The sequence below is a fragment of the Bradyrhizobium tropiciagri genome (assembly GCF_001189845.1).
Lineage (GTDB): Bacteria > Pseudomonadota > Alphaproteobacteria > Rhizobiales > Xanthobacteraceae > Bradyrhizobium > Bradyrhizobium tropiciagri.
The window spans coordinates 31,734-55,935 of the sequence record NZ_LFLZ01000036.1 but is presented as its reverse complement, the minus strand read 5'-3'; the positions used below and the strand labels follow the sequence as shown (position 1 = coordinate 55,935).

The 24,202-nt window shown below is 65.5% G+C and carries 19 protein-coding genes and 2 pseudogenes; 9 read left to right on the top strand and 12 right to left on the bottom strand.

Annotation, left to right across the window (positions count from 1 at the left end; translation table 11 throughout):
* Positions 1-120 precede the first annotated feature (120 nt).
* A complete protein-coding gene (locus AKN84_RS25960) occupies positions 121-1,452 on the top strand; it encodes a L,D-transpeptidase family protein (RefSeq protein ID WP_050423419.1) in 1,332 nt (443 codons plus the stop codon).
* A gap of 240 nt (positions 1,453-1,692) precedes the next feature.
* Positions 1,693-2,019: a hypothetical protein gene (locus AKN84_RS47460; protein WP_050423418.1), complete on the top strand. Its 327-nt coding sequence runs from the start codon at positions 1,693-1,695 to the stop codon at positions 2,017-2,019.
* 55 nt (positions 2,020-2,074) lie between these two features.
* On the opposite strand, the pseudogene AKN84_RS25950 reads toward AKN84_RS47460, so the two are convergent.
* Positions 2,075-3,840 (bottom strand): annotated as a pseudogene (locus AKN84_RS25950) (carbamoyltransferase family protein).
* A 252-nt stretch (positions 3,841-4,092) separates the two neighbouring features.
* Here AKN84_RS25950 and AKN84_RS25945 point away from each other — a divergent pair.
* Genes AKN84_RS25945 through AKN84_RS25930 form a run of 5 tightly spaced genes read left to right on the top strand, consistent with a single transcriptional unit; the run spans position 4,093 to position 8,383 of the window.
* The gene (locus AKN84_RS25945) at positions 4,093-5,163 is read left to right on the top strand and encodes an LLM class flavin-dependent oxidoreductase (protein WP_050423417.1); all 1,071 of its coding nucleotides are present in this window, start codon (positions 4,093-4,095) and stop codon (positions 5,161-5,163) included.
* 10 nt (positions 5,164-5,173) lie between these two features.
* Entirely contained in the window at positions 5,174-5,446 is a 273-nt protein-coding gene (locus AKN84_RS46020; protein ID WP_128971162.1) for an AMP-binding protein, read from the top strand.
* On the top strand, positions 5,437-6,780 hold the full coding sequence (locus AKN84_RS25940; RefSeq protein WP_128971161.1) for an AMP-binding protein: 1,344 nt from the start codon (positions 5,437-5,439) through the stop codon (positions 6,778-6,780). Before AKN84_RS46020 ends, AKN84_RS25940 begins: the two co-directional genes overlap by 10 nt.
* A complete protein-coding gene (locus AKN84_RS25935) occupies positions 6,777-7,058 on the top strand; it encodes an acyl carrier protein (RefSeq protein WP_050423416.1) in 282 nt (93 codons plus the stop codon). The genes AKN84_RS25940 and AKN84_RS25935 overlap by 4 nt, the downstream gene beginning before the upstream one ends.
* Entirely contained in the window at positions 7,055-8,383 is a 1,329-nt protein-coding gene (locus AKN84_RS25930; RefSeq protein ID WP_128971160.1) for a hypothetical protein, read from the top strand. Before AKN84_RS25935 ends, AKN84_RS25930 begins: the two co-directional genes overlap by 4 nt.
* 73 nt (positions 8,384-8,456) lie before the next feature.
* Here the strand turns inward: AKN84_RS25930 and AKN84_RS25925 are convergent.
* The 8 genes and pseudogenes from AKN84_RS25925 to AKN84_RS25890 all read right to left on the bottom strand — a co-directional run bounded on the left by AKN84_RS25925 (position 8,457) and on the right by AKN84_RS25890 (position 17,576).
* Positions 8,457-9,538: pseudogene (locus tag AKN84_RS25925) on the bottom strand (isocitrate/isopropylmalate dehydrogenase family protein).
* A 126-nt stretch (positions 9,539-9,664) separates the two neighbouring features.
* Positions 9,665-10,735, bottom strand: coding sequence for an alcohol dehydrogenase (locus tag AKN84_RS25920; RefSeq protein ID WP_050423414.1), 1,071 nt, complete (start codon positions 10,733-10,735; stop codon positions 9,665-9,667).
* Between the two features lie 126 nt (positions 10,736-10,861).
* Positions 10,862-11,830: an ABC transporter ATP-binding protein gene (locus AKN84_RS25915; protein ID WP_050423413.1), complete on the bottom strand. Its 969-nt coding sequence runs from the start codon at positions 11,828-11,830 to the stop codon at positions 10,862-10,864.
* Entirely contained in the window at positions 11,827-12,813 is a 987-nt protein-coding gene (locus AKN84_RS25910; RefSeq protein ID WP_050423412.1) for an ABC transporter ATP-binding protein, read from the bottom strand. The genes AKN84_RS25915 and AKN84_RS25910 overlap by 4 nt, the downstream gene beginning before the upstream one ends.
* Positions 12,810-13,679: an ABC transporter permease gene (locus AKN84_RS25905; RefSeq protein WP_050423411.1), complete on the bottom strand. Its 870-nt coding sequence runs from the start codon at positions 13,677-13,679 to the stop codon at positions 12,810-12,812. Before AKN84_RS25905 ends, AKN84_RS25910 begins: the two co-directional genes overlap by 4 nt.
* The gene (locus AKN84_RS25900) at positions 13,666-14,616 is read right to left on the bottom strand and encodes an ABC transporter permease (protein WP_050423410.1); all 951 of its coding nucleotides are present in this window, start codon (positions 14,614-14,616) and stop codon (positions 13,666-13,668) included. Before AKN84_RS25900 ends, AKN84_RS25905 begins: the two co-directional genes overlap by 14 nt.
* A gap of 6 nt (positions 14,617-14,622) precedes the next feature.
* On the bottom strand, positions 14,623-16,164 hold the full coding sequence (locus AKN84_RS25895) for an ABC transporter substrate-binding protein (RefSeq protein ID WP_050423409.1): 1,542 nt from the start codon (positions 16,162-16,164) through the stop codon (positions 14,623-14,625).
* Between the two features lie 236 nt (positions 16,165-16,400).
* The gene (locus AKN84_RS25890) at positions 16,401-17,576 is read right to left on the bottom strand and encodes a CaiB/BaiF CoA transferase family protein (RefSeq protein WP_193399685.1); all 1,176 of its coding nucleotides are present in this window, start codon (positions 17,574-17,576) and stop codon (positions 16,401-16,403) included.
* A 206-nt stretch (positions 17,577-17,782) separates the two neighbouring features.
* Here AKN84_RS25890 and glgA point away from each other — a divergent pair, with 206 nt between their 5' ends.
* Entirely contained in the window at positions 17,783-19,210 is a 1,428-nt protein-coding gene (gene glgA, locus AKN84_RS25885; RefSeq protein WP_050423440.1) for a glycogen synthase GlgA, read from the top strand.
* Positions 19,211-19,391: 181 nt separating this feature from the next.
* Positions 19,392-20,450, top strand: a complete 1,059-nt coding sequence (locus tag AKN84_RS25880; RefSeq protein WP_050423408.1) for a class I SAM-dependent methyltransferase — start codon at positions 19,392-19,394, stop codon at positions 20,448-20,450.
* A gap of 70 nt (positions 20,451-20,520) precedes the next feature.
* Here AKN84_RS25880 and AKN84_RS25875 read toward each other — a convergent pair whose 3' ends face one another.
* The 3 genes from AKN84_RS25875 to AKN84_RS25865 all read right to left on the bottom strand — a co-directional run bounded on the left by AKN84_RS25875 (position 20,521) and on the right by AKN84_RS25865 (position 24,191).
* Positions 20,521-22,146 carry a L,D-transpeptidase gene (locus AKN84_RS25875; RefSeq protein ID WP_050423407.1) on the bottom strand — a complete coding sequence of 542 codons (1,626 nt, stop codon included), beginning with the start codon at positions 22,144-22,146 and terminating at the stop codon, positions 20,521-20,523.
* Between the two features lie 163 nt (positions 22,147-22,309).
* Positions 22,310-23,542 carry an MFS transporter gene (locus tag AKN84_RS25870; protein ID WP_050423406.1) on the bottom strand — a complete coding sequence of 411 codons (1,233 nt, stop codon included), beginning with the start codon at positions 23,540-23,542 and terminating at the stop codon, positions 22,310-22,312.
* A 94-nt stretch (positions 23,543-23,636) separates the two neighbouring features.
* Positions 23,637-24,191: a PRC-barrel domain-containing protein gene (locus AKN84_RS25865; RefSeq protein ID WP_050423405.1), complete on the bottom strand. Its 555-nt coding sequence runs from the start codon at positions 24,189-24,191 to the stop codon at positions 23,637-23,639.
* Positions 24,192-24,202: the final 11 nt, after the last annotated feature.

Sequence of the window (24,202 nt, the reverse complement as noted above, 5' to 3'; positions counted from 1 at the left end):
ACGCAACGGTCTCGGGATAGATCATCACCTCCGAATAAGCGCGCCGCCCCCCTCGATTCGTGCGGCCGGGGGCGTGCCTTCCGATTTTCGCGCAAGCGGCGCAGTCCGGAGAAACGCGATATGCAGAAAGTGACACTCGTCGTCGTGGCCACCATGCTCGCGGCCCAGCCGGCATTCGCCCAAACCGCCGACGCGCCCGGCCCGGCTGCGGCGGTCCCGCCCCATCATGCCGTGCCGGCTGCGGCACCGGCGGCCACCCAGCCCAGCCAGACGAAGCCGGCAGCGTCGGCCTCGGTCGCGGAGACGCGGTCGGCTGCCGCGCTCGCATTGTCGCACGAGCCGACCTACGACCAGGGCAGCGCCCAGCGCATTCGCGACGTGGTGAAGAGCTATTCCGATCTCGCCGCCCGCGGCGGTTGGCCCACGATCGCCGTGGACGCGAAATTTGCCTTGGGCGTCCAGGGCGCCAGTGACGATCTGCTGCGCAAGCGCCTGATCATCACCGGCGACCTTGCCGCCGACAAGACCACCGGCGCCTATGATGAAGTCGTTGCCGAGGCGGTGAAGCACTTCCAGACACGCCATGGGCTCGCGGCAACCGGCACGGTGACGCCGCGGACGCTGGCTGCGCTCAACGTCCCGGTACAGAAGCGGATCAAGCAACTCGAGGCCTCGCTGGAGCGGCTTGACCAGATGGATTTCCAGTTCGGGCAGCGCTACGTGGTCGTCAACATTCCCGCCACCTTCGCCGAGGCCGTCGAGGACGACAAGGTCGTGCGGCGCTACCGCGTGATCGTCGGCAAGACCGAGAAGCCCTCGCCGACGCTGACATCCGAGATCACCGACGTCATTCTGAACCCGACCTGGACAGTCCCGTCATCGATCACGAAGACGGAGATCGCGGCGCATATGCGCAAGGACCCGACCTATCTGTCGCGCATGCACATGGACGTGCTCGACGCCCACGACAACCCGATCGATCCGCGTTCGGTCGACTGGTCCGCCGATCACGCGCCGAACGTCACGGTGCGGCAGCAGAGCGGGGCATGGAATGCGCTCGGCGCCGTCAAGATCGACATGCCGAACTCCTATTCGGTCTACATGCACGACACCAATCAGCGCAGCCTGTTCAGCGACGACTATCGCTTCGATTCGCATGGCTGCTCGCGCGTCGACAATGTCCGCGATCTCGCGGCATGGCTGCTGAAAGACCAGCCGCAGTGGACCCGCGCCGCCGTCGACGCCGCGATCGCCACCGGACAGCGTCAGGACATCCGCATGCTGAAGAAGGTGCCGGTGGCCTGGATCTACCTCACGGCGTGGATGACGAAGGACCGGATGATCCAGTTCCGCAACGACGTCTACGACCAGGACCAGCAGCTCCTCGAAGCCACCGCCGAGGAAGCGGCCTTCTTCAGCAAGGCCGCCGAACATCCGCTGACCACGCAGTAGAGCGCCTTCGCTGGAAAGCGATGCGACTGGGTCCGAACGTCACTACGCTCTAGCCCCTTGCTTGCGCCTCGCCATTGTGTCGCGCGGCCAATTGTCGCCCGCACATCGGGCGACCTCACAACTCCCGCATTTCCTGCGTTGAACCGGCGGCGCCAGAACCAAGTGCACGTGCCTGTCTTTTTTGTCGCAGCAACCAGGCGGCCGCATGAACGTTTTCAGGCTTCAACCAAGGAGATTTCGATGAATATCAAGCTTGCCGTTATTGGATTGGCCGCGCTCGGAAGCGCAGCGTTGATGTCCGGTGCGGCGTCGGCGCTGCCGAACGGGCTTCCGCAGGCCAGCCACATCGCAGGCGAAACGTCCAATGTCGACAAGGTGCGCCAGGTCTGCGATCGCTGGGGCCGCTGCTATTGGCAACCCGGCTACGGCTACGGACCGCGTCATCACGGATGGCATCATCGTCCGCACTTCTATCCGCGCCATCATCATCACGGGCATCGCCATCACGGCGGACACCATGGTGGCGGTCATCATGGCGGCGGGCATCACGGCGGCCACTGGCGCTAACCATCTGCGAGGGGGCTTCGGCCCCCTCACCTTTTAGCGCCCGGGCATGCCCCGGCTACCTCTGTCCCGCGCGGCGGACGAGCGCGTTCTCGAGGAAGAGATACTCGATGCCGGTGCCGAGGAAGGTATCGATGGCCTCGCGCGGGGTGTTGACGATCGGCTGTCCCTTCACGTTGAAGCTCGTGTTCAGCACCATCTCGCGGCCGGTCGCCCGGCCGACGGCGCGCAGCAGCGCGTGGAATTCCGGATTGTCCCTGACGTCGACCGTCTGCACCCGGGCCGAGCCGTTGACATGCGTGATCGCCGGCAACGCAGCGCGATGCTCGGGACGCACGTCGCGGTCATGATCATGTAGGGAAGCTCGAGCCCCTTCGGCACCTCGAACCAGCGATGCACCTCTTCCAGGCTGACCGCCGGCGCGAACGGGCGGAAGGCTTCGCGCATCTTGACCATCGCGTTGATGCGATCGCGCATCTCCGGATGACCGGGATCGGCCAGGATGCTGCGGTGCCCCAGCGCGCGGGGACCGAACTCCATGCGTCCGCGGTACCAGCCGAGCACGCGTCCGGCCGCAATCAGCCTCGCCGCCACGGCGCAGGTCTCGTCGAGATCCGGAAAGCGCGTGATCTCGAGGCGGCCGGTGGTCTCGGCGAGCGCCCTGTCGATCTCGGTCTGCGTGTGTGCGGGGCCGAGGAAGGGCACCGGCATCCGGACATTCTTCACGCCGCGATCGCGCGATGCCGACCAGAGCGCGGCGCCGAGCGCGGAGCCGTCGTCGCCGGCGGCCGGCTGGACGTAGATCTCATCGAACAGGCCGGACTGCAGCAGGCGGCCGTTGGCGGTGCAGTTGAGCGCGACGCCGCCGGCCATCGCGAGCCTGCGCAGGCCGGTGCTGCGGCCGAAATGACCGCAGATGTGGAGCATCACCCGGTCGAGACATTCCTGCAGCGCCGCGGCGACGTCGCGATGGTCGTCAGTGACGTCGCTATCGGGTGCGCGGGCCGGGATCAGGTGCTCGCCGAGATGACGTCGCGTCGCGCCGTAGGTTTCGCGATCGTGCCGCTCGGCATTGAGGCGGAGCAGCGGAATCCTGATCAGGCCGTCGTCGCGCAGCTCCACGGTCCGCTCGAAGAAGGCACGGTGCCGGGCGGGCTCGCCGTAGGGAGCAAGACCCATGATCTTGTATTCGTCGGAGTTGAAGTCGAAGCCGAGATGCAACGTCAGGGTGGAATAGAGGATGCCGATGGAATCCTGGGCGGTGATTTCCGCCAGCTTGTCGATCGCGTTGCCGTGCGCGTGATAGACGGTGACGGCGTGGACCTCGCCCATGCCGTCGAGCACCACCACAAGGCACTCGTCCCATCCGGAGGTGTAGTAGGCGCTGGCGGCGTGGGACAGATGATGGTTGACGTGGTGAACCTTGCCGGCGGGAAATCCGGGCAGGTGCTCATCGACTTGCACGAGCAGCTTTTCGCGCGAGAACACCTCCCTGTATTGCCGGGCGGAGGTCGGATCCAGCATGAAGGCAGCTTTGTAAGGCGAATAGTCGAAGCCGTGGGAGATCACGTCGATGTCGGCCGGCTTCAGGCCAGCGGTCTCCAGGCAATATCTGATCGCGCCGATCGGGAAATCACCGGTGTGCTTCTTGCGGCTGAAGCGCTCCTCGGCGGCACCGGCGACGATCCTGCCGTCGACCACCAGCACCGCGGCCGAATCGTGGCCCTGGGAGATCCGATATTCGCGTTCCTCCAGGCCCGGCCAGTGCTGCTTCTTGAAGGGGATCGAGTTCTCGAATCCAGTGATGCCGATTACTTTCGCCATATTCAACAACCCCTGGACGGATCGCGCTCAAGGGACATTCGAGCAGGTTCGGCGGCATCGTTGCAGAGAGGCCGGCGAAATCAAAGTCCGCAAAAGTGCTGCGCCGCCGCCCCGGAATAGTCGGGCATCCGTTCCCATCGCTTGACGGAGTACCACCTTTGCGTCGGGGGAGCTCCCGAACGCATATGCTACCGTCACGGGGGTTTTCCGCCAAATCACGGCGACCGTACGCCTTTCGCATGGAGGTGGACGATGGATGCGCTGTCCGATATTCGCTTCGAAGTCTTCAGCACGTGCCCGCAATCCAGCGCGCTCCCGGCGGCGGATTATGTCGAACGGGTCCAGTCGGTCGCTCGCTGGAGCGAAGAGGCGGGCTGCAAGGGTATCCTGGTCTACACCGAGAATTCCCTGGTCGATCCCTGGCTCGTCTCGCAGGTCATCCTGCAGAGCACCAGGGAGCTCTGTCCGCTGGTGGCGGTGCAGCCGGTCTACATGCATCCGTACAGCGTCGCCAAGATGGTGAGTTCGCTCGCGCATATGTACGGGCGCCGGCTCTATCTGAACATGGTCGCAGGCGGCTACACGACCGAGCTGGCGGCGCTCGGCGATGCCACGGCGCATGACAAGCGCTACGAAAGGCTCGTCGAGTACACCGGCATCATCAAGCTGCTGCTCGAGAACGCCGAGCCGGTGACCTTCGAAGGGGAATCCCACGCCATCCGCAATCTGCGGATGACGCCACCGCTGCCGCGGGAGCTGCTGCCGGGCGTGTTCGTGTCCGGCTCCTCGGAAGCGGGGCTCGCGGCCGCCAAGGCGCTGGGCGCGACGCCTGTGAAGTATCCCAAGCCGGCCGCAGAGTATGTGCAGGCGGACGCCGCCGACTGCACCGGCTCGGGCATCCGCGTCGGCATCATCGCCCGCGCGAGCGCCGAGGAGGCCTGGCAGGTCGCACACGCGCGCTTCCCGACCGACAAGAAGGGACAACTCGCGCACAAGCTGGCCATGAAGGTCTCGGACTCGGCGTGGCACAAGCAGATGTCCGATCTCGCGGCCGAGACCGCCGTCCAGGACACGCCCTATTGGCTGGTGCCGTTCGAGAACTACAAGACTTTCTGCCCGTATCTGGTCGGCGACTACAGCGTCGTCTCCGACGAGCTCGCGCGCTACGCCGCGGCCGGCTACGGAACGTTCATCCTGGACATTCCACCCACCCGCGAGGAACTGGTCCATACGGGCGAGGTCTTCGGACAGGCGCTGACGAAGGCCCGGCGTCTGAAGTCGCTCGCGCTTCGCGATCCGGCGCGTCAGGGCCTCACAGGCTAGGCGATCGTCAATGGAGTTGCGCGCGGACGGATCACGGCGGGGATTGTGGACGGGCTTCCTGCGTTCGGCGAAACTGTTTCCCGACCGTCCCGCCGTCGTCGCGCAAGGCACATCGCTGTCGTATCGGCAGCTTCGCGAGCTCGCCATCCGAATCGCTGCCTGCATCCAGGCGCATCGCATGGGGTCGTGGACGCCCCTCACCGCCGTGTTCGCACATCGCAGCCCGACGGCGTTCGCCGGCGTGCTCGGATCGCTTCTGGCCGGAAACGGTACGTGCCGCTGAACCGTACCTTCCCGGTCGAGCGCACCAGGTCGATGCTCGTGCGCTCGGAGTGCCGATCGATCATCGTCGACGCGGCATCCCTGCCGCAAATGGACTCGCTCATGGCGGGCGCGGACGAGCCGCTGCTGGTGATCGCGCCCGATCTCGCGGATCCGCACCCCTACCGCGAACGCTGGCCGCGGCACACCGTCGTCGGCGCGCCCGATCTCGAAGGCCATGCCGACTGGCGCGAGCCGGACGTGCACGAGGACGCGATCGCCTATCTGCTGTTCACGTCAGGCAGCACCGGGGTCCCGAAAGGCGTGATGGTCGCGCACCGCAACGTCATGGCCTATGTCGATCATGCCGCGGAGCGCTTCGCCATCACCGAGCTGGACGTCGTCTCGCAGACCTTCGACATGACGTTCGACCTGTCGGCTTCCGACATGTTCGTGGCGTGGGAACGCGGCGCATGCGTGTGCTGCCCGTCGCAGAAGACGCTGCTCAATCCCGGTCGGTTCATCCGCGAACATGCGCTGACGGTCTGGTTCTCGGTGCCCTCGATGGTCGCGCTGATGAAGCAGGCCGGCCTCTTGAAGCCGGGAGGGTTTCCCTCGCTCAGGCTGAGCTTGTTCTGCGGCGAGCCGCTGCCGCTAAGCTCTGTCGAGGCCTGGGCGGTGGCCGCGCCGAACAGCATCGTGGAGAACGTCTACGGTCCCACCGAATTGACCATCGCGTGCACCGGCTACCGGTGGGATCCGAAGCAGACGCCGGCCGAGTCTGAGATGGGGATCGTGCCGATCGGCGCGCCATTCCCGGGCATGGACGTGCTCGTCGTCGACGAGCATCTGAGCGAGGTCGGACCGGGTGCGGACGGCGAGCTCTTGATGCGCGGTCCGCAGATGTCGCTCGGCTACTTGCAGGATCCCGGAAAGACCGCCGCGGCGTTCGTCGTCCCGCCTGGACGAAACGACTTGTTCTACCGCACCGGCGATCGCGTGCGCCGACCCGCCGGCGATGGTCCCCTCACCCATCTCGGCCGGATGGATTCACAGGTGAAGATCCTCGGGCACAGGGTGGAACTCGGCGAGGTCGAGGCGGTGGTGCGCGAAGCTTCGGGCATTGACGGCGTCGTCGCGATCGGCTGGCCCATCACATCGAGCGGCTATGGCGGCATCGAAGTGCTCATCGAAGGCGGGCCGATCGATCTCGACGGGCTTCGCGCGGCGGTCGCCGCCCGACTGCCAGACTACATGGTCCCGAGGCGATGGCACGTCTGCGGCCGGTTGCCCCGCAACGCCAATGGCAAGTACGATCGCAAGGCGATGCCGGCGGTCTTGGGAGACAGTCAATGAACGGTCCGACCACCGACGACGTCCGCGCGTTCTTCGGAGCCTTCCTCAACCAGAAGCTGGAGGATCGCGGACAGCGCCCGCTGCGCGACCTTCCCGACGACTACGACCTGCTGTTGTCGGGGGCGCTCGATTCGCTGGCGTTCGTCGAGATGATGATGGCGGCGGGCGAGCACTTCGACCGGGAGATCGATTTCGACAACCTCGACCCCGAACAGATGACGCTGATCGGACCCTTGTGCCTGTTCGTGTCGGAGCAGTTGAGGCCGCATCCGTCATGACGCATCTGGAACTGCCCCGGGGCTCGCATACCGGACGGTACCGTGATCGGAAACGCACCGCGCCCAGGGAGGGATTGATGGCAGGGACCACTGCGCCGGCGCGGACTCTGGCGCACCCAAAGTATCATGCCGCCGACATCCTGCTCCGGCTCCTCGAAAGCCGACGGCGTCCCTCGTCCGCTCAAACCGAAACGGCGCCGCTGTGCGGAAGCGCGCTGGCGCCGGCGAAGCAGCGCGAGGTCCAGTTCGCGGATTTCGCAGACATCGCACGGCTGAAGGAACGTGGCGGACTTGCGAAAGACACGCCCGAAAACTGGGATCGGCTATGGCGGCAAAATCCTGCGATGGGCGCCGTCAAATCGCAACCAAGCATGGGGTGGGTGCTGGAGACCGCCGAAGGGATCGTCGGATACCAGGGAAGCGTCCCTGTACTCTATCAGTTCGAGAACCGAACGATGATCGCCGCGACAGCCGCTGGCCTGGTGATCGAGCCGGCGTACCGCACGCGCTGTATCGGCCTGCTGGCTTCGTTCTACCGACAGCGAGATGTTGCCCTGTTCGTGATCACGCACTCGACCGCGTCCGTGGTCAATCAATCAAAAGCCCTTCGTGCGAGGTCGCTGCCTCGCGCCGACTACGACAAGGTGCTGTTCTGGATCCTGAATGTCCATGAGTTCGCGCGAGTGCTCGCGGCGAAGCTCGGCCTCGCGAGCGGAATGGAGGCGGCCGGAGCCTTCCTCGCTTCGTCGGCCCTGCGGCTGGACTCGCTCCGTCGCGGACCACAGAGCCGCGCGCCGGGCAAAATAACGCAGATCGACGTGAACGACATCGGGGACGAATTTGACGCGCTGTGGCGGCGCAAGTTGGGCGAGGCGCCTCGGTTGCTGGCGGATCGAAGTGCCGCCTCTCTCAGGTGGCACTTCACGCTCCCGGGGAGCTCTTCGACGGTTGCAGTGCTCTGCTGCCATCGATTCCAGCGCCTGGCAGGGTATGCCGTCGTGCTGCATGCGGTCGATCGCGAAACCGGCTTGCGACGGTCGATGCTCGCCGACATCCTGGTGGAGCAGGACGACCCGGACGTGACCGAGGCGCTGCTCGATGCGGTCTATTCGAACGCGCTCGCTTCGGGCGGTCATCTCTTGGAGGTGATCGGCCTACCTCAACACGTCAGGCAGATCCTGATGAGATGGCATCCCTACGTCAGGACGTACCCGACCGATCCGCTCGTCTACAAGACGACGGACGAGGCCCTTGCCCGAACCCTCGCGGACGAGAACGCCTGGTACGCCGGCCCGTTTGATGGCGACGCAACGCTGCTGCCATGACGCCTCCGGTCAGCCGGAGCGTCGGAGCGAGGTGGACCCGTTTCGCACCTCGGCATGACGGGTCGCACCTTGCTCAAAGCGCTGCAAGCACGGCCTTCGCAACATCCGCGGTGCCGTTGCTGCCGCCGAACTCGAACGGCCTGATGCCGCCGGCATAGACCTTGTCGACCGCGCGCTCGATCCGCTCACCGGCCTCGGCAGCACTTTCGATGCCGTGCTTGTCGGCAAGCCAGTCCAGCATCATCGCGGCCGACAGGATCATCGCGGTCGGATTGGCCTTGCCCTGCCCCATGATGTCGGGCGCGGTGCCATGGCACGGCTGAAACACCGCGTAGCGGTCGCCGATGTCAGCCGATGGCGCCATGCCCATGCCGCCGATCAGACCGGCGGCGAGATCTGACAGGATGTCGCCGAACATATTCTCGGTCACCATGACGTCGAAGTCCCAGGGACGCTTCACCAGCGCAGCTGCGGTCGCGTCGATATAGAGGTGATCGGCCCTGACATCGGGATGACGCTTCGCGGTCTCGTCGAAGATGCTGCGGAAGAACGCGAACGCCTTGAACACGTTCGCCTTGTCGACGCAGGTCAGCCCGCCACCAACCTTGCCGCGCGCCTTGCGGCGTTCGGCGAGCCGGAACGAGAACTCGAACAGCCGCTCCGAGGTGTGGCGCGTGATCACCATGGTCTCGCGCGCCTCGCCGTCGGTGACGACGCCCTTGCCCATCGAGGCGAACAGGCCCTCGGTCGATTCCCGGATCACGACGAGGTCGATGCCTTTCTGATCGGCCCCGACGATCGTGCTCGAAACGCCCGGGATCAATCGCGCCGGCCGCACGCCGGCATAGAGATCGAAGATCACGCGCAATTCGATCTGCGGCGCGATCTCGGTGTTGTCGGGGTAGCGCACTGACGGCAGGCCGCAGGCGCCGAGCAGGATCGCATCGGCATCCTCGCACAGCCGGATGGTACTCTCCGGCATCGACTTGCCGGTTGCCTTGTAATGGCCGGCGCCGGCCGGCGCTCGGTGAAGCGGAATTTGAGATCGGTCGTCGCTTCGACCTTGCGCAGCACCTCGAGCGCCGGCGCCATCACCTCGGGGCCGATGCCATCGCCGCCGAGGACGGCGATGTGGAGTGCGTTGTTGGCGGACATGGGGATTCCTCAAGACAAATGAGAGAGGACCGGCCGTCATTGCGAGGAGCGAAGCGACGAAGCAATCCACGTCGCGGCAAGCGGAGATATGGATTGCTTCGCTTCGCCCGCAATGACGGTTAGCAATTACGGCGTCAGCACCGCGCGTCCGACCAGCTGGCCCTTCTGCAGATTGGTCAGCGCCTCGTTCGCCTTCGCCAGCGGCATCGGCGTCACCGGGATCGCCGGGATATTCTTCTCGCGCACCAGGTCGAGTAGCTCCTGGGTCTCGCGCAGGTTGCCCACATAGCTGCCCTGGATGGTGACCGCCTTGATCGGGATCAGCGGCAGCGCCCAGGTCGCACCACCGCCGAACAGGCCGACCATCACGAGCTTGCCGCCCTTGGTCAGGCAGTCGAAGCCAAGCTGCGAGGTCTGGGCGTTGCCGACCAGGTCGATCGCGGCGCGGATCGGCTGGCCGGCCTTCTTGATGAGCTGCTCCAGCGCGTCGGGCGCCTTGCCGTCGACGGTTGCGAGCGCACCGGCGGCTTCCGCCGCCTCGCGCTTCCTGGCGTCGATGTCGACCACGATCGCGCCCTTGCCGCCCATCGCCTTCAACAGCGAAAGCGCCATCAGGCCGAGACCGCCGGCGCCGAAGATCACGATCGGCGTGTCGAGATCCTTTTCGACCTTCTTCAGCGCGCTGTAGGTCGTGACGCCAGAGCAGGCGTAGGGCGCGGCCGTGACCGGATCGAGCCCCTTGAGGTTCAGCAGATATTTCGAATGCGGCACCGTCATGTGATCGGCGTAGCCGCCGTCGCAATAAACGCCGAGCGCATTCGGCTTGATCGCGCACATGTTCTCGTCGCCGCCGAGGCAGGTCGGGCATTTGCCGCAACCGAGCCAGGGATAGGCCAGCGCGACGTCGCCGACCTTGAGACCACCCTTGTCGGCGTCCTTGACGTCGGGCCCGAAGGCCACGATTTCGCCGACCGTTTCATGGCCCATCGTGCGCGGCAGCGAGACGCCGCGATCCTTCAGCGACAGCGGCTTGCGGCCATGGCCGAGATCGTAGCCGCCCTCCCAGATGTGCAGGTCGCTGTGGCAGACGCCGGCGGCCTTGACCTTGATCAGCACCTGCGTGCCCGACGGCTGCGGCGTCGGCTGATCGACCTCTTTCAAGGGGGCGTTGAAATCGACGACCTGGAAACTCTTCATCGCTGTTCTCCCGAAGCTTGTTGTTGCGGCGGACCTTGCCACGCCTGCCCGCCCGGGACAAACGCTCATGACCCCATTTTCGAGCGAGCGGCCATGCAGCCCGCTCGACGGTCAAGGCGTCACTATTCAGATCAGTGGATGATGGCAAGCCGCGAACTGGCCGGTCGCGACCAGACGCAGTTCCGGCACCTCGCTGGCACAGCGCGCATCGGCCCGCGGGCAGCGGGTGCGGAAACGGCAGCCGGACGGCGGCGCGATCGGCGACGGCGGCTCGCCGACCGGGACGCTCTGGGTCGGGCGGACATCCGGATCGGGCACCGGGATCGCCTCGATCAGCAGCGCGGTATACGGATGCGCCGGCCGTGCAAACAGCTGCTCCGACGGACCGACCTCGCAGAGCCGACCGAGATACATCACCGCGACACGATCTGAGACCGCCTTCACCACGGCGAGGTCGTGGGCGATGAACAGCAGGGTCAGGCCGTAGCGCGCCTTCATCTCCTCCAGCAGGTTGAGGATCTGGGCACGAATCGAGACGTCGAGCGCGGACACTGGCTCGTCGCAGATCACGAATTCCGGATTGAGCACCAGCGAACGGGCGATGCAGATGCGCTGGCATTGCCCGCCGGAAAACTCATGCGGCAATCGTCCGCTCACCAGCGTGGGATCGAGGCCGACCGCCGACAGCACCTCGGCGACCCGCCGCCGGCGCTCGTCGGGATCCTTGACGCCCGCGATCACCAGCGGCTCGGCGACGATGTCGCCGATCCGCCGCCGCGGATTGAGCGAGGCAATCGGATCCTGGAAGATCAGCTGCACCCGCCGGCGCATCTGGCGCAGCGCTTCGCCTTTAAGGGTAGTGAGATCGTGCCCGTCGAACAGCACCTTGCCGGAGACGGCCTGGCGCAATTGCAGCACGGCGCGGCCGAGCGTCGACTTGCCGCAGCCGGATTCGCCGACCAGCCCCAGCGTCTCGCCGCGCGCGATCTCGAGGCTGACGTCGGAGACGGCATGAATGGTCTTGCCTCCGACCGAATATTCGACGACGAGGTTTTCGACCTTCATCAGCGGATTGGGTGCGGCCTGCAGCATCATGCGCCGACCCTCGCGGCAATCGGGTGGAAGCAGGCGTAGAGATGCTCAGGCGTCTCGGCCGAACAGAGCTGCGGCTTCTCGAAGGCGCAGCGCCCGGCCGAATAGCGGCAGCGCGGCGAGAACGAGCAGCCCTTGAGCGGCCGGGTCGGATCCGGCGGCCGTCCGGAAATCGCCGGCAGCGGTGTATGCGGCGCGACGTCGAGCTTCGGCAGCGCCGCGAGCAGCGCCTCGGTGTAGGGCATCCGCATCTGCTTGAACAAGGCCGGCGTCGGCGCACGCTCGACGACGCGCCCGGCATACATCACGGCGACCTCGTCGGTGCGGCCGGCGACCACACCGAGGTCATGGGTGATGATGATCATCGCCATGTGGCGGCGCTGCTGCTCGCGCGCCAGGAGATCGAGGATCTGCGCCTGGATCGTAACGTCGAGCGCAGTGGTCGGCTCGTCCGCGATCAGCAGCTTCGGCTCGCAGGACAGCGCCACCGCGATCGCGACGCGCTGGCGCATGCCGCCGGAGAGCTGGTGCGGATATTGCGCGAGGCGCTGCTCCGGCGCGGGAATGCCGACCGCCGCCAGCAGCTCGATGCTGCGCTGCCTGGCCTCGGCAAGATCGAGCTCGAGGTGCTCCTGGATGGTCTCGATCAACTGGGTGCCGATGGTCAGCACCGGATTGAGCGAGGTCATGGGATCCTGGAACACGACCGCAAGCGAGCGGCCGCGCAGCTTGCGTAATTTCTCCGCCGACAGCGTCGTGAGGTCCTGGCCGTCGAACATCACGCGGCCGGACAGTCTTGCCTTCTTGGGCAACAGTTGCAGGACGGCGCGCGACAGCATGGTCTTGCCGCAGCCGGATTCGCCGACAATGCCGAGCGTCCTGCCCGCGCCGACGGCGAGATCGACATGATCCACCGCGCGCAGGTTGCCGCGCGGCGTCGGCAGGTCGACCACCGCATTCTCGACCGACAGCAGCGCACTGCTCATAGCGCACCCTGCCTGGGGTCGGTCAGCGCGCGCATGGTGTCGCCGATCAGGTTGAACGCGAGCACGGTGAGGAACATCGCGGCCGCCGGAATGAAGGCGAGGCGCGGCGCTACGTCGAGGCTCTCCCGCCCCTCCCCGATCATGCTGCCCCAGCTCGAGATCGGCGGCGGCACGCCGAGGCCGAGGAAGGACAGCGATCCTTCGACCACGATCGTGACGGCGACGCCGAGCAGGAAGAAGGCCAGCAGCGGCAGCAGCACATTGGGCAACAACTCACGCAGCAGGATCCGGGTATGCGTGGCGCCGAGCGCCTGTGCCGCGATGACGAATTCGCGCCGCGCCAGCGTCAGCGTCGCCGCCCGCGCCACCCGCATGAAGGCGGGAATGCCGAGCACGCCGAGAATGCAGGTCAAATTGAAGATCGACTGGCCGAGATAGGCGGTGACCGCCAGCGCCAGGATCAGCGGCGGGAATGCCAGCAGCACGTCCATGCTGCCGACCACGATGGATTCGAAGCGGCCGCGAAAATAGCCGGCGAGCATGCCGAGCGCGCCGCCGATCGTGACCCCGATCATCGGCGCGCAGAGGCCGACGATCAGCGAGATCCGCGCGCCATAGATCAGCCGCGACAGCTCGTCACGGCCGAGACCATCGGTGCCGAGCCAATGCTCGGCGGAGAACGGCCCGCGCCGCTCCAGCATGTCCATGTCGGTCGGGCTCGGCAGCGGCAACAGGTCGGCAAGGATCGCGACCGCAAATACCACGACTGTCCATCCGACCGCGAACCAGAACAGCGTGCCAACCCGGCGCTTGCGCCGCGCCGGTGCGGCACTGCTCTCGTCGAGGCTGAGCTCAAGCGTGGCCATGGCGGATCCTCGGATCGAGTAAGGCGTAGAGCAGATCGACGATGAAGTTCATGATGACGAAGCCCGCACCGACCAGCAGCACCACGCCCTGCAGGATGATCAGGTCGCGGGTCAGGATCGCGCCGACCAGGAGACGGCCGATGCCGGGCAACGCGAAGATCGTCTCGACGATCACGGCGCCGCCGATCAGGCGGCCGATATTGATGCCGGTGATGGTGACGAGCGTCAGCGACGACGGCTTCAGCGCATGCACGAACAGGATGCGCGACGGCTTCAGGCCCTTTGCTTTAGCGAGGGCGATATAATCCTCCTGGAGTGCAGCGATCATGTCGGAGCGCAGCACGCGCATGATGCCCGGCCATTCCGCAAGCCCGAGCGTCAACGCCGGCAGCACCATGAAGCGCAGATTGGCGAGCGGATCCTCGGTGAACGGCACATAGCCGGTCGCCGGCAGCCAGCGCAGCTCGACAGCGAACAGGTAGATCAGGAGGATCGCGGACAGGAAGGTCGGCACCGATAGCATGCCGAACGCCGAGCCGGTCATGAGGCGGTCGAACGCGCTGCCGGCCTTGGCCGCGCAGGCGATCGCGAGCGGCACGCCGATCGCAAGCCCGATCAGCTCGGCCAGGATCATCAGCTCGAACGAGATCGGGACGCGTTCGCTGACAGCCTGCAGCACGGTCTGCCCGGTGCGGAAGGATCGTCCGAAGTCACCCTGCAGGATGTGCCAGAGCCAGCCGAGATAGCGTAGCCAGATCGGCTGATCGAGCCCCAGATCGTGACGCAGCGCCGCGACATTCTCCGGCGTCGCCTGGTCGCCGAGGATCACGTAAGCGAGATCGCCGGGCAACAGCGAGGCGATCACGAAAGTCAGGACCGAAACCGCGATCAGCACCGGCACCAGGTACAGGAGCCGGCGCGCGACGAAGAACAGCATGAAAGGCTATTCCTTCCAGGCGTAGGAGACGTCGAGCACCCCGTTGAACATCTTTGGCACGCCCTTCACCTTCGTGCTAGACATCGCGTAGTAGGTGTTCTGGAAGGTCCAGAACCAGATCGCCTCCTTGTTGATCAGGCGGCTGATCGCGCAATAATCGTCGGTACGCTGGGCGACGTCGGCGGTGGTCCTTGCATGCTCCAGCAGCCGGTCGAGCTCCGGATTGGAATAGTTCGCCAGCGCCACCGGACTGCCGGTATGGAAATTGGCGTACATCTGCGGATCGGGATCGGCGAGATCGACGATGCGCCACGGCGTCAGCTGGAACTGGCGCATGAAGGCGCGCGGCGGAATGGTCGCCTGATCGACCTGCTCGATCTCCATATTGGCGCCGATGCGTTTCCAGAACTGTTGCAACACCTGACCGCCGGTGCGGCCGCGCGGCGTCGCCGTGACCAACATCTTGAACTCGACCGGCTTGCCGTAGTCCTTGATCAACGCCTTGGCCTTCTCGACATCGTAGGGCAACGCGCCGTCATCCTTGCACTTTACCCAGGAACCGTCGCCATAGGGATTGCTGGCCGGCCGCGCCAGACCATTGGTGATCGCTTGCGACATCTTCTGGCGGTCGAGCGCCATCACCAGCGCCTGGCGCACGCGCACGTCGTCGAAAGGTGGGACCTTGGTGTTGAAGGCGGCGACTGAGGCCCCCGAGCCTTGATAGGTATGCACGGTCAGACTCGGGTCTTTGCGCGCCTTGATAATGTTGTCGGCGTCGGCCTCGTCGTCCCAGATGACGTCGGCCTCACCGGATTGCAGCGACGCGAAGCGCGACTGTGCATCCGGCAGCGGCTTCAGGATGATGCGATCGAGATAGGGCTTCCCCTTGTCCCAGTAATCCGGGTTCTTCTCCAGCACCATGCGGTCGCCGGCGGTCCAGGATTTCAGGATATAGGGACCGGTGCCGACCGGGTTGCGGTTGTAGTCGTCCCCCTTGGTCTTCCACGCCGTCGGCGACTGCATCACGTTATTGGAGCTCTGGATCGACTGGGTCGCCGGAAAGTTCACCGACGGGTCGCTGAAATTGTAGCGCACGGTGAGATCATCGATGACGTCCACGCTCTTGATGCTGGTAATGTAGAACGCACAGCGACACTTGTTGGCCGGATCCTTCTGGCGGTCGAAGTTCTCCTTCACCGCCTGCGCGTTGAAAGGCGTGCCGTCGTGGAATTTGACGCCGGGCCGCAGCTTGATGGTCCAGGTCTTGAAGTCTTCGGAATGCTCCCAGGACAGCGCGAGTTTCGGCTTCGGCTCGCCCTTGTCGTCGAGCGTCATCAGCGTGTCGAAGATCGCGGCCGCCGCGGTGTTGGCCGAGGTGTCGTAGACGCCGACCTTGAGCGGATCGAAGCCCGGGATGTCGAGCTCCTGGCCGACGGTCAGCGTACCGCCTGGCTTCTGCGCATGGGCCGGTGCAGCAAATGCCGCCGCAGCAAATCCCGCCACAAGAAATATGCGCGCAACTGCGTGCGCGCGCCCGACCAGCGTCATCAATGCTCCCTCCCAGGTGGGCGACGTCCGGTGTTCCGGATCGTCGTATGTCGGACGGCAGATTGTCCGGAATCGCAGCGCGCGACAAGACCGTAAAACGGATGAAAAGCCGCAGGGAGATCACGATACGATCTCATGAGATCGCATCGTGATCACATCTTCTCGTTTGAGCGCGATCCTTCGGAAGACCGGCTTCCACTTTGCGCGAATGCGGCCTTCCAGGTCCGGATCATGCGCTAATTGCGCGCCGTCTTTGCCGGTTGCGCCGCGAAGCCAGCGATCTGATCGTCGGAGAGGCCGATCTCCTTCAGATAGGACAGCGTGTGCTCGCCGAGCGTCGACATCCGCTTCCGGGCACCGACCGTTGCACCGGACATCCGGAACGGCAGGTTGAGCACCTTGAAGCTGCCGCCGCCGTCCGCGACCTCGGCCAGTGCACCGCGATGGGCGATTTGCGGATCGGCGAGCGCCTCCCGCACGGTGCGATAGGCCGACGACGGCACGCCATATTCATTGAGCGCGGCGAGGCAGTCCTGCGTGCTGACTGCGCGCGACCACGCCTCGACGCCCTCCATCAGGCCTGCCCAGTTGTCCCGCCGATCAGAATATTTGGCGAAGCGCGGATCGGACACCCATTCGGGACGGCCGATCACCTGCATCAGGTTCTGGAACGTCTTCTCGCTGGCGATCGCCACCATCACGTAGCCGTCGGTGGTTTCGATCGGCCCGAACATCGGGCGCTGGGTTTGCTTCACCTCGAATTGCGACCACTGCAACTCGTTCAGGGTCAGGCTCAGCATGGATTCCAGCATCGAGACGTCGATGTGCTGGCCCTTGCCGCTGGTGCTGCGCTGATAGAGCGCGGCCGAGATCGCGCCGAAGGCGTAGACGCCGGTCAGCACATCGGCGTGATAGATGCCGCAATAGTCCGGCCGGCTGCGGCCCGGCTGGTAGGCGAGATGCGCCATCTCGTACCCCGAGGCGGCATGGATCACCGGCGCATAGGCCGGCAATTCCGCCGACGGGCCGGTCTGGCCGTAGCCGGAGATCGAGCAGAAGATCAGCTTCGGATTGATGTCGCGGATTGACGCATAATCGAGCTTGAGGCGCCGCATCACGCCGGGGCGGAAATTCTCCACCAGCACGTCGGCGGTCGCGATCAGCCGGCGCACGGCCTCAACGCCGGCCGGCGACTTCAGGTCGAGCACCAGACTGTTCTTGCCGATATTGAGCTGGCCGAACGCCGTCGAGCAATTGTTGCGCAGCGGCGGCCGCGTCCGCATCGTCTCGCCTTCGGCCGGCTCAATCTTGATCACCTCGGCGCCCATGTCGGCGAGCATCCGCGTGCAATGAGGTCCGGCGATCGTGGTCGAAAAATCGAGCACGCGAAGGCCGTCAAAGCTCTGTGTCAAATTCCCCTCATCGTCAGCGGCTATTGTCGTAGGCAAGGCTTCCTCCAGCGTCGTCTTTGTTTGGCGTCGCGCGACCCTAAAGTGAGCTGACCCGACAGGAAAGCGTCTCGTCCAGACCGGGAGCGCGGGCCGTCTTGCATTTTACTCAAAGGCAGATTGGACCCGATCTTGCATAGCCTTGTCATGGGCTGGAACGAGGGCGCTTGTTGAAGGTCTTATTCGTCACGACGGAGATGGACGATTTCGTCCGCGTGGGCGGGCTCGGTGCGGTTTCTGCTGCGCTTCCCCGGGCGCTCCGCCCCTGGAGCGACGTCAGGATCATGCTTCCCGGCTACCGGGATGTGGTCGAGCAGTTCACTCATATTGAAATCGTTGGACAATGCGCAGGCCTTGCGGAGATGCCGGCCTGCACGCTCGGGCGCGCATCGACCAAGGACGGGTTGCCGGTCTATGTGCTGCTGTGTCCAGAGCTCTACGACCGGCCGGGCAATCCCTATGGCGATGAGTCCGGCCGCGACTGGCCCGACAACGACATCCGGTTCGGCCGTTTTGCCTCCGCCGCTGCCGAACTTGCAGCCGGAACGCTGGACAAGAATTGGGCAGCCGACCTCGTTCACGCCAACGACTGGCAGGCCGCGCTGACACCGGCCTACCTCGCATGGCGAGACGCGCCGATTCCGTCGATCCTGACCATCCACAATCTCGCCTATCAGGGCCTGTTTCCGAAGGACTCGCTGCGGCGGATCGGCGCACCGGAAAGCTCATTCCACATCGACGGGCTGGAGTTCTACGACAAGCTCTCCTTCCTCAAGGGCGGGCTTGTCTATGCTTCGCATCTGACCACGGTCAGCGCGACCTATGCGAAGGAGATCACGACCACCGAGCTCGGCTGCGGGCTGGAAGGGCTGCTGCGCGTCCGCTCCGACGCTGACCAGTTGACCGGCATCCTGAACGGCATCGACGAGAGCTGGGACCCGCGCCATTGCGCGCAGCTCGCGCAACCATTCGGCGCCGGCGACTGGAAGGGCAAGCAGGCCAACGCCGACTATGTCCGCCGGCAGTTCGGGCTTGCGGTCTCGCGCGGGCCGATCTTCGGCCTGGTGGCGCGGCTCGTGCACCAAAAGGGCGTCGACCTCGTGCTGTCGGCCGCCGATGAAATTATCAGGGATGGCGGACAGATCGTCGTCACCGGCAGTGGTGAGCCCGCGATCGAGGACGCGCTGGTGGCCGCGCATCGGCGCCGGCCGGACGCGATCGGCGTCATCATCGGCTTCAACGACGGCCAGGCGCGCCGCATCTTCGCCGGCAGCGACTTCACCCTGATGCCGTCGCGCTTCGAGCCCTGCGGCCTCAGCCAGATGTATGCGCAGCGCTTCGGCTCGCTGCCGATCGGTCACCAGACCGGCGGGCTTGCCGAGACGATCGCCGACGGCGAGACCGGTTTCCTGTTCTCGCAGCCGTCGGCGGAATCCTTCCTCGGCGGCGTCAGGCGCGCATTCGACGCCTACCGCGCCAAGGATCGCCTCTACGCCATGCGCGCCAGCGCGATGGCCAAGTCCTACAGCTGGGACCTGTCGGCCGCCTGCTACAGCGCGCTGTACAAAAGACTGGTGATGCCGCGGGCAGCCGCGTAGGCAGCCCGTCTCGCAGGCTTGCGAAGCCTGGTTGCTCTGGGATCCCAGCGCACCAGTAACAATCGGGTCATTGCAACGAACCTTTCAGGCGGTCACGTCGCCCCACGACTGGACGACGACGCATGCGTGAAATTGCGAATGATGGACTGTTTGCAAAGCCCAATTGCGATGGAGCAACATCATGGATGTCAACGAAGAGCGTCTCAATTCATTCATGGGAAAGATGGTTGGCGACTTCGGCGCCGCACTGAACGCCTCGCTGATGCTGGTCGGAGACAAGCTCGGCCTCTACAAGGCGCTCGCGCAGCAAGGACCGATGAATGCCTCGGCGCTCGCCAAGGCGACCGGAACGGCCGAGCGCTATGTTCAGGAATGGCTGTCGGCGCAGGCGGCGTCCGGCTACATCGAATATGACGGCAAATCCGGAAAATTCTCGATGCTGCCCGAGCAGACGCTCACGCTCGCCGACGAGGACAGCCCGGTGTTCCTCGGCGCCATCGGAAACCTGGTCGGCGCGACCTTTCTCGACGAGCCGAAAATCACCGACGCGTTCAAGACCGGCAAAGGCGTCGGCTGGAATAGGCGCAGCGAGTGCCTGTTCTGCGGCACCGCCCGCTTCTTCCGCACCAGCTACAAACACTATCTGGTGCAGGAATGGCTGCCGGCGCTCGAGGGCGTCGTCGACAAGCTGAAGAAGGGCGCGGTCGTCGCCGACATCGGTTGCGGGCATGGCGTCTCGACGCGGTTGATGGCGGAGGCGTTTCCGAAATCGACCTTCTACGGCTTCGACTATCACGACGGCTCGATCCAGGCTGCGCGGACGTCCGCGCGGGAGGCGGGATTGTCGGACCGCGTCCATTTCGAAACGCACTCCGCCAAGACATTCCCTGCCAAGGGGTATGACCTGGTGTGCTTCTTCGACTGCCTGCATGACATGGGCGACCCGGTCGGTGCCCTCAAACACACCCGTTCCACGCTCGCCGATGACGGCACCTGCATGTTGATCGAGCCGTTCGCCAACGACCGGCTGGAGGACAACCTCAATCCGATCGGGCGGGTCTACTATGCCGCGTCGACGATGATCTGCACGCCGGCCTCGCTGGACCAGGAGGTCGGGCTAGCGCTCGGCGCGCAAGCTGGCGAGACCAGGTTGCGCGAGGTGGCCCGCCAGGGCGGCTTCTCACGCTTCCGCCGCGCGGCGGAAACGCCATTCAACCTGATCCTGGAAGCGCGCCCGTAAAGTCGCGACGAGATTGGACGGCGGTGTCACACCGCCGTCCGGTGCGCGTTCGGGCTTTGCCGCCGGCGCCCTACCAGTCCTGCGATTGCCAGTAGTACTGGCCCCCGCCGCGCCGGCGCGGATTGGCGGCTTGAGGATTGCCATAGTACGGCGTGCCGTACTGGGTCGGCGCCTGGGGGTTGCCGTATTGGGGATAGCCGTATTGGGTGCCCGACTGTGGATTCCAGCTGCGCTGGGAGAAGAAGCCGAAACCATCGTCGTCCCCGCTCGCAACCATGCCGTCGTCCATCATCGGCCTGGTCGGCTTGCGCGTGATGAAGCCGCCCTGGGGCTGATTGCTCAGCACGGCGACGAACTCGGTGCGATAGTTGGTCTCGGCGCTCAACGGCTCATCCGAGATGATGATCGACGAGCGCGGCACGGCGGTCGGCGCTATCCGATCCAGCACATCCTGCGGGATGGTGACGCGATCGAGCGCGTCCTTGGCGTTGTCGCCGTCGTCGATCGTCACCTCGGTCCAGCGCAGGCCGGAGTCGTTCCGCGCCATTGCCGTGTAGATATGCGTGCCGATCGGCTTGTCCGGATCGCGAATGGTGACGGGAACCTCGATGCTTGAATCGAACACCTCGCCGCCATCGGCCCATGGCTTGTGGGTGTTGCGGCGCACGTAAAGCTTCTGCGTCGCGCGGCTGATGTAGACCGAGACCGGCTCGAGCGCGAGCTTCGCCTCGGTCGCCGCCTTCTGGGTATCGGTCTTCTTGGCCTCGGCCGCCTTGGCGGCGTCCTTTGCGGCCGCCGCGGCGTCGAGCTTCGGCTTGGCGTCGCCCTGGGCTGCCTCGTATTGCGTGGTTACTTCTGCTGCCTTGGCGACCGCCTTCTGCTTCAGGTCCTCGGCGCGTGCCTTGGCCTGGTCCGTCTTGGCATTGGCAAGCGTCTTGTCGGCCAACGCAACCGCAGCGTCGGCACGGGTCTTGATCTGTTGCAGTTTGCGCAGCGACGCGGGCGTGAACAGTGCCGCTTCCTTGGTCGCGGCCGCGGAGGCCTTCTTGGCCTCGTCGGCCACCTTGGCGGCATCCGCGGCCTCGCGCGCCAGCGTCTCGGCACGCGCCGGGGCAGCTGCGATCGCCTGCGCGTTCGGCACGAACAGCGCTGGATGAGTGAAATCGATCGGGGCCGCATCGTTCGGCGCGATGATCACCCGCATCCCGATGCGCGTCCTGTCGAACAGCTTCTCGGCAAAGTCATACGGCATCCGCACGCAGCCGTGGGAGGCCGCATAGCCCGGCAGCGGCCCGCCATGCAGCGCGACGCCGTTCCAGGTGATGCGCTGCATGTTCGGCATCCAGGCATCGTCATACATGGTTGAGTGATGGTCCTTGTCCTTCTCGACCAGCGCAAACACGCCGGCCGGCGTTTCGCGTCCCTTGACGCCGCTCGATACCGGCGCGCGGTAAATCCAGCCGTCGGCGTCGTAGAAGGTCACCTTCTGGGCGCTGATCGACACGATCGCCATGATCGGCTCGCCCGCGGCGCGCGGCGCGGTCGCCTCGACCGTTGCCGCAGGGCGCTGCTGCTTTGCAGCGGCGCCGCCGGTCAGTGACGCGAGTGTGATCATGGCCGCGAAAGTCACAAAGGCGGGAGGCCCCCAACGCCGCATCGCTCCGGTGATTTGCGCCGTCGTCGTACGATTTTCCATGCCATTCCTCGGTCGAAATGCCTGCCCGCGCTGTGCCGATCCGTACCAGATCACGATTTTGTATTGATTAATCCAGGGGACTATCAGCTCGTTCCAGCAGCAAATCACTCATATATGACGGCGCATCCATGAGGAAGGGCGCCGGGGGCCAAACCTGCCTGCGTCATGCCGTCCGCCGCGTCTCCGGCATCATCAGCCAGATCATGAACAACCCCAGCGCGGCGACGCCGGCGAGGCCCATGAAGGCGGTGCTGCTGCCGAGCTTGTCGCTGACATAGCCAGCCAGCACGGTGCTGAGCGACGCGCCGATGCCGACGGCGGTTCCGACAATGCCCTGCGCCAGGTTGAAATGGCCGCTGCCGAACGCCACGTCGGCCACGATCAGCGGCACCATCACACTGAAGATCGCCGCCGTGATGCCGTCGAAGACCTGCACCAGGACCAGCAGATAGGGATCGCGCACCGTCGCGAACAACAGGCCGCGGATCACCAGCGCGGCGAACGCGATCAGCAGCAGCGGCCGCCGGCCCCAGGCCTGGGCCTTGCGGCCGACCGACGGCGAACACAATGCGACGATCGCCTGCGGCACGATGATGCAGGCCGCAATCAGGACCGGCGCCCATTGGCTCGACCGCGTCGTCACCACGCCCGCCATCAGCGGCAGCATCGCGGCATTGGCGAGCTGGAACAGCATCATCGCGCCGGCGAAGATCAGCAGCGGCCGCTGCCGCACCAGGCTGAACACGCTGGTGGCGCGCTTGTCGGGAACCTCGCGCTTCACTTCGCCATGGGCCTGCGCGATGTCGATCTCGCGCTCGCGGATCCGCGCCAGCGACAACAGCGTCGGGATTGCCAGGATGAAGGTGACGAGGAACACCGAGCGGCTCGACAGGAAATAGCCGCAGGCGCCCATCAGCGCCGCGGCCGAGCCGCTGCCGAGCGAGGCAAACCGCGCATTGCGGCCGAGCCGCTCGCCGATCGCCCGCGGCCCGACCAGGCCGAGGCTGATCGCGGCAATCGCCGGTCCAAGCACGCAGCTTGCAAGCGCGTGCAGCGTCGCGGCGAGCGTCACCACGGGAAAGATCGGCCACAGCGCGTAGGCCAACGCGGCTGATCCAATCGCGGCCACCGCGCATCCCGCGACGATGCGCTCCGAGCGCGCGGCATCGACGATCGCCCCGCCGGGCATCTGGCCCAGCAGGCCGATGATGCCGCCGATCGAGAGCACGAAGCCGATCTCGACCTGGGTCCATTTCTGGGTCGTCAGATAGACCGCAATGAACGGGCCGAACCCGGTTTGCACGTCGGCCAGGAAGAAGATGAACCAGTCGAGCCCGCGCTGGCTTTCACGCGATGGCGCGCGCGGCCCCTCCAGACTGCGCTGATCGGGGGTCATCGACACAATATTGGTGCCGCCGGCAGATCGCTCGCCACGATCGTCGCCAACCGTCTCGAAGGAAGGGTTCGGACGCGCGACCAGCTTTTGCCCCCTAATGCTCGTAATCCCATGGATGGAGATTGCCGGCCGCGCCCAGCACGATCAGCGGCGTATCTTCCTTGTATTCCGGCGCAGCGCTCACCTGCTGCTTGTTGAGGTCCAGCGTTATGCTGTCGCTCTTGCTGGAAACGCCGGCAAACCGCAGCGCGTTCCAGTCGACCACGATCTTGCGGCTGCCGACGCCGAGAAAGCCGCCGAAATCGATCACCGCGGCGCGCACCTTGCCGTCGCGGTCAACGATGACGTCGACGATGCGGCCCATGTCCTCATTGGCGGAACTGCGCACGTCGCGCCCGAGAATGCCGTGCGCATCGCGCGCCCCGATCACGGTCACCGACGGCGGCGGCGACGGCTCCTTGGAGGATTCCTTGGCCGGCTCCTTCGGAGCAGCCTGGGCTGCCGGCGGTGCAGGTGTTGCGGCTGGTGGTTCCTTCGCTGCCGCCGGGGGCGATGGTGTCGGCGCCGGCGATGCGTCGTCGGCAGCACGGACACCAGCGCATGCCAGCAGCGACGCTGCGACCAATATAACCATGACCCTCGGACGCATGTTACTCTCTC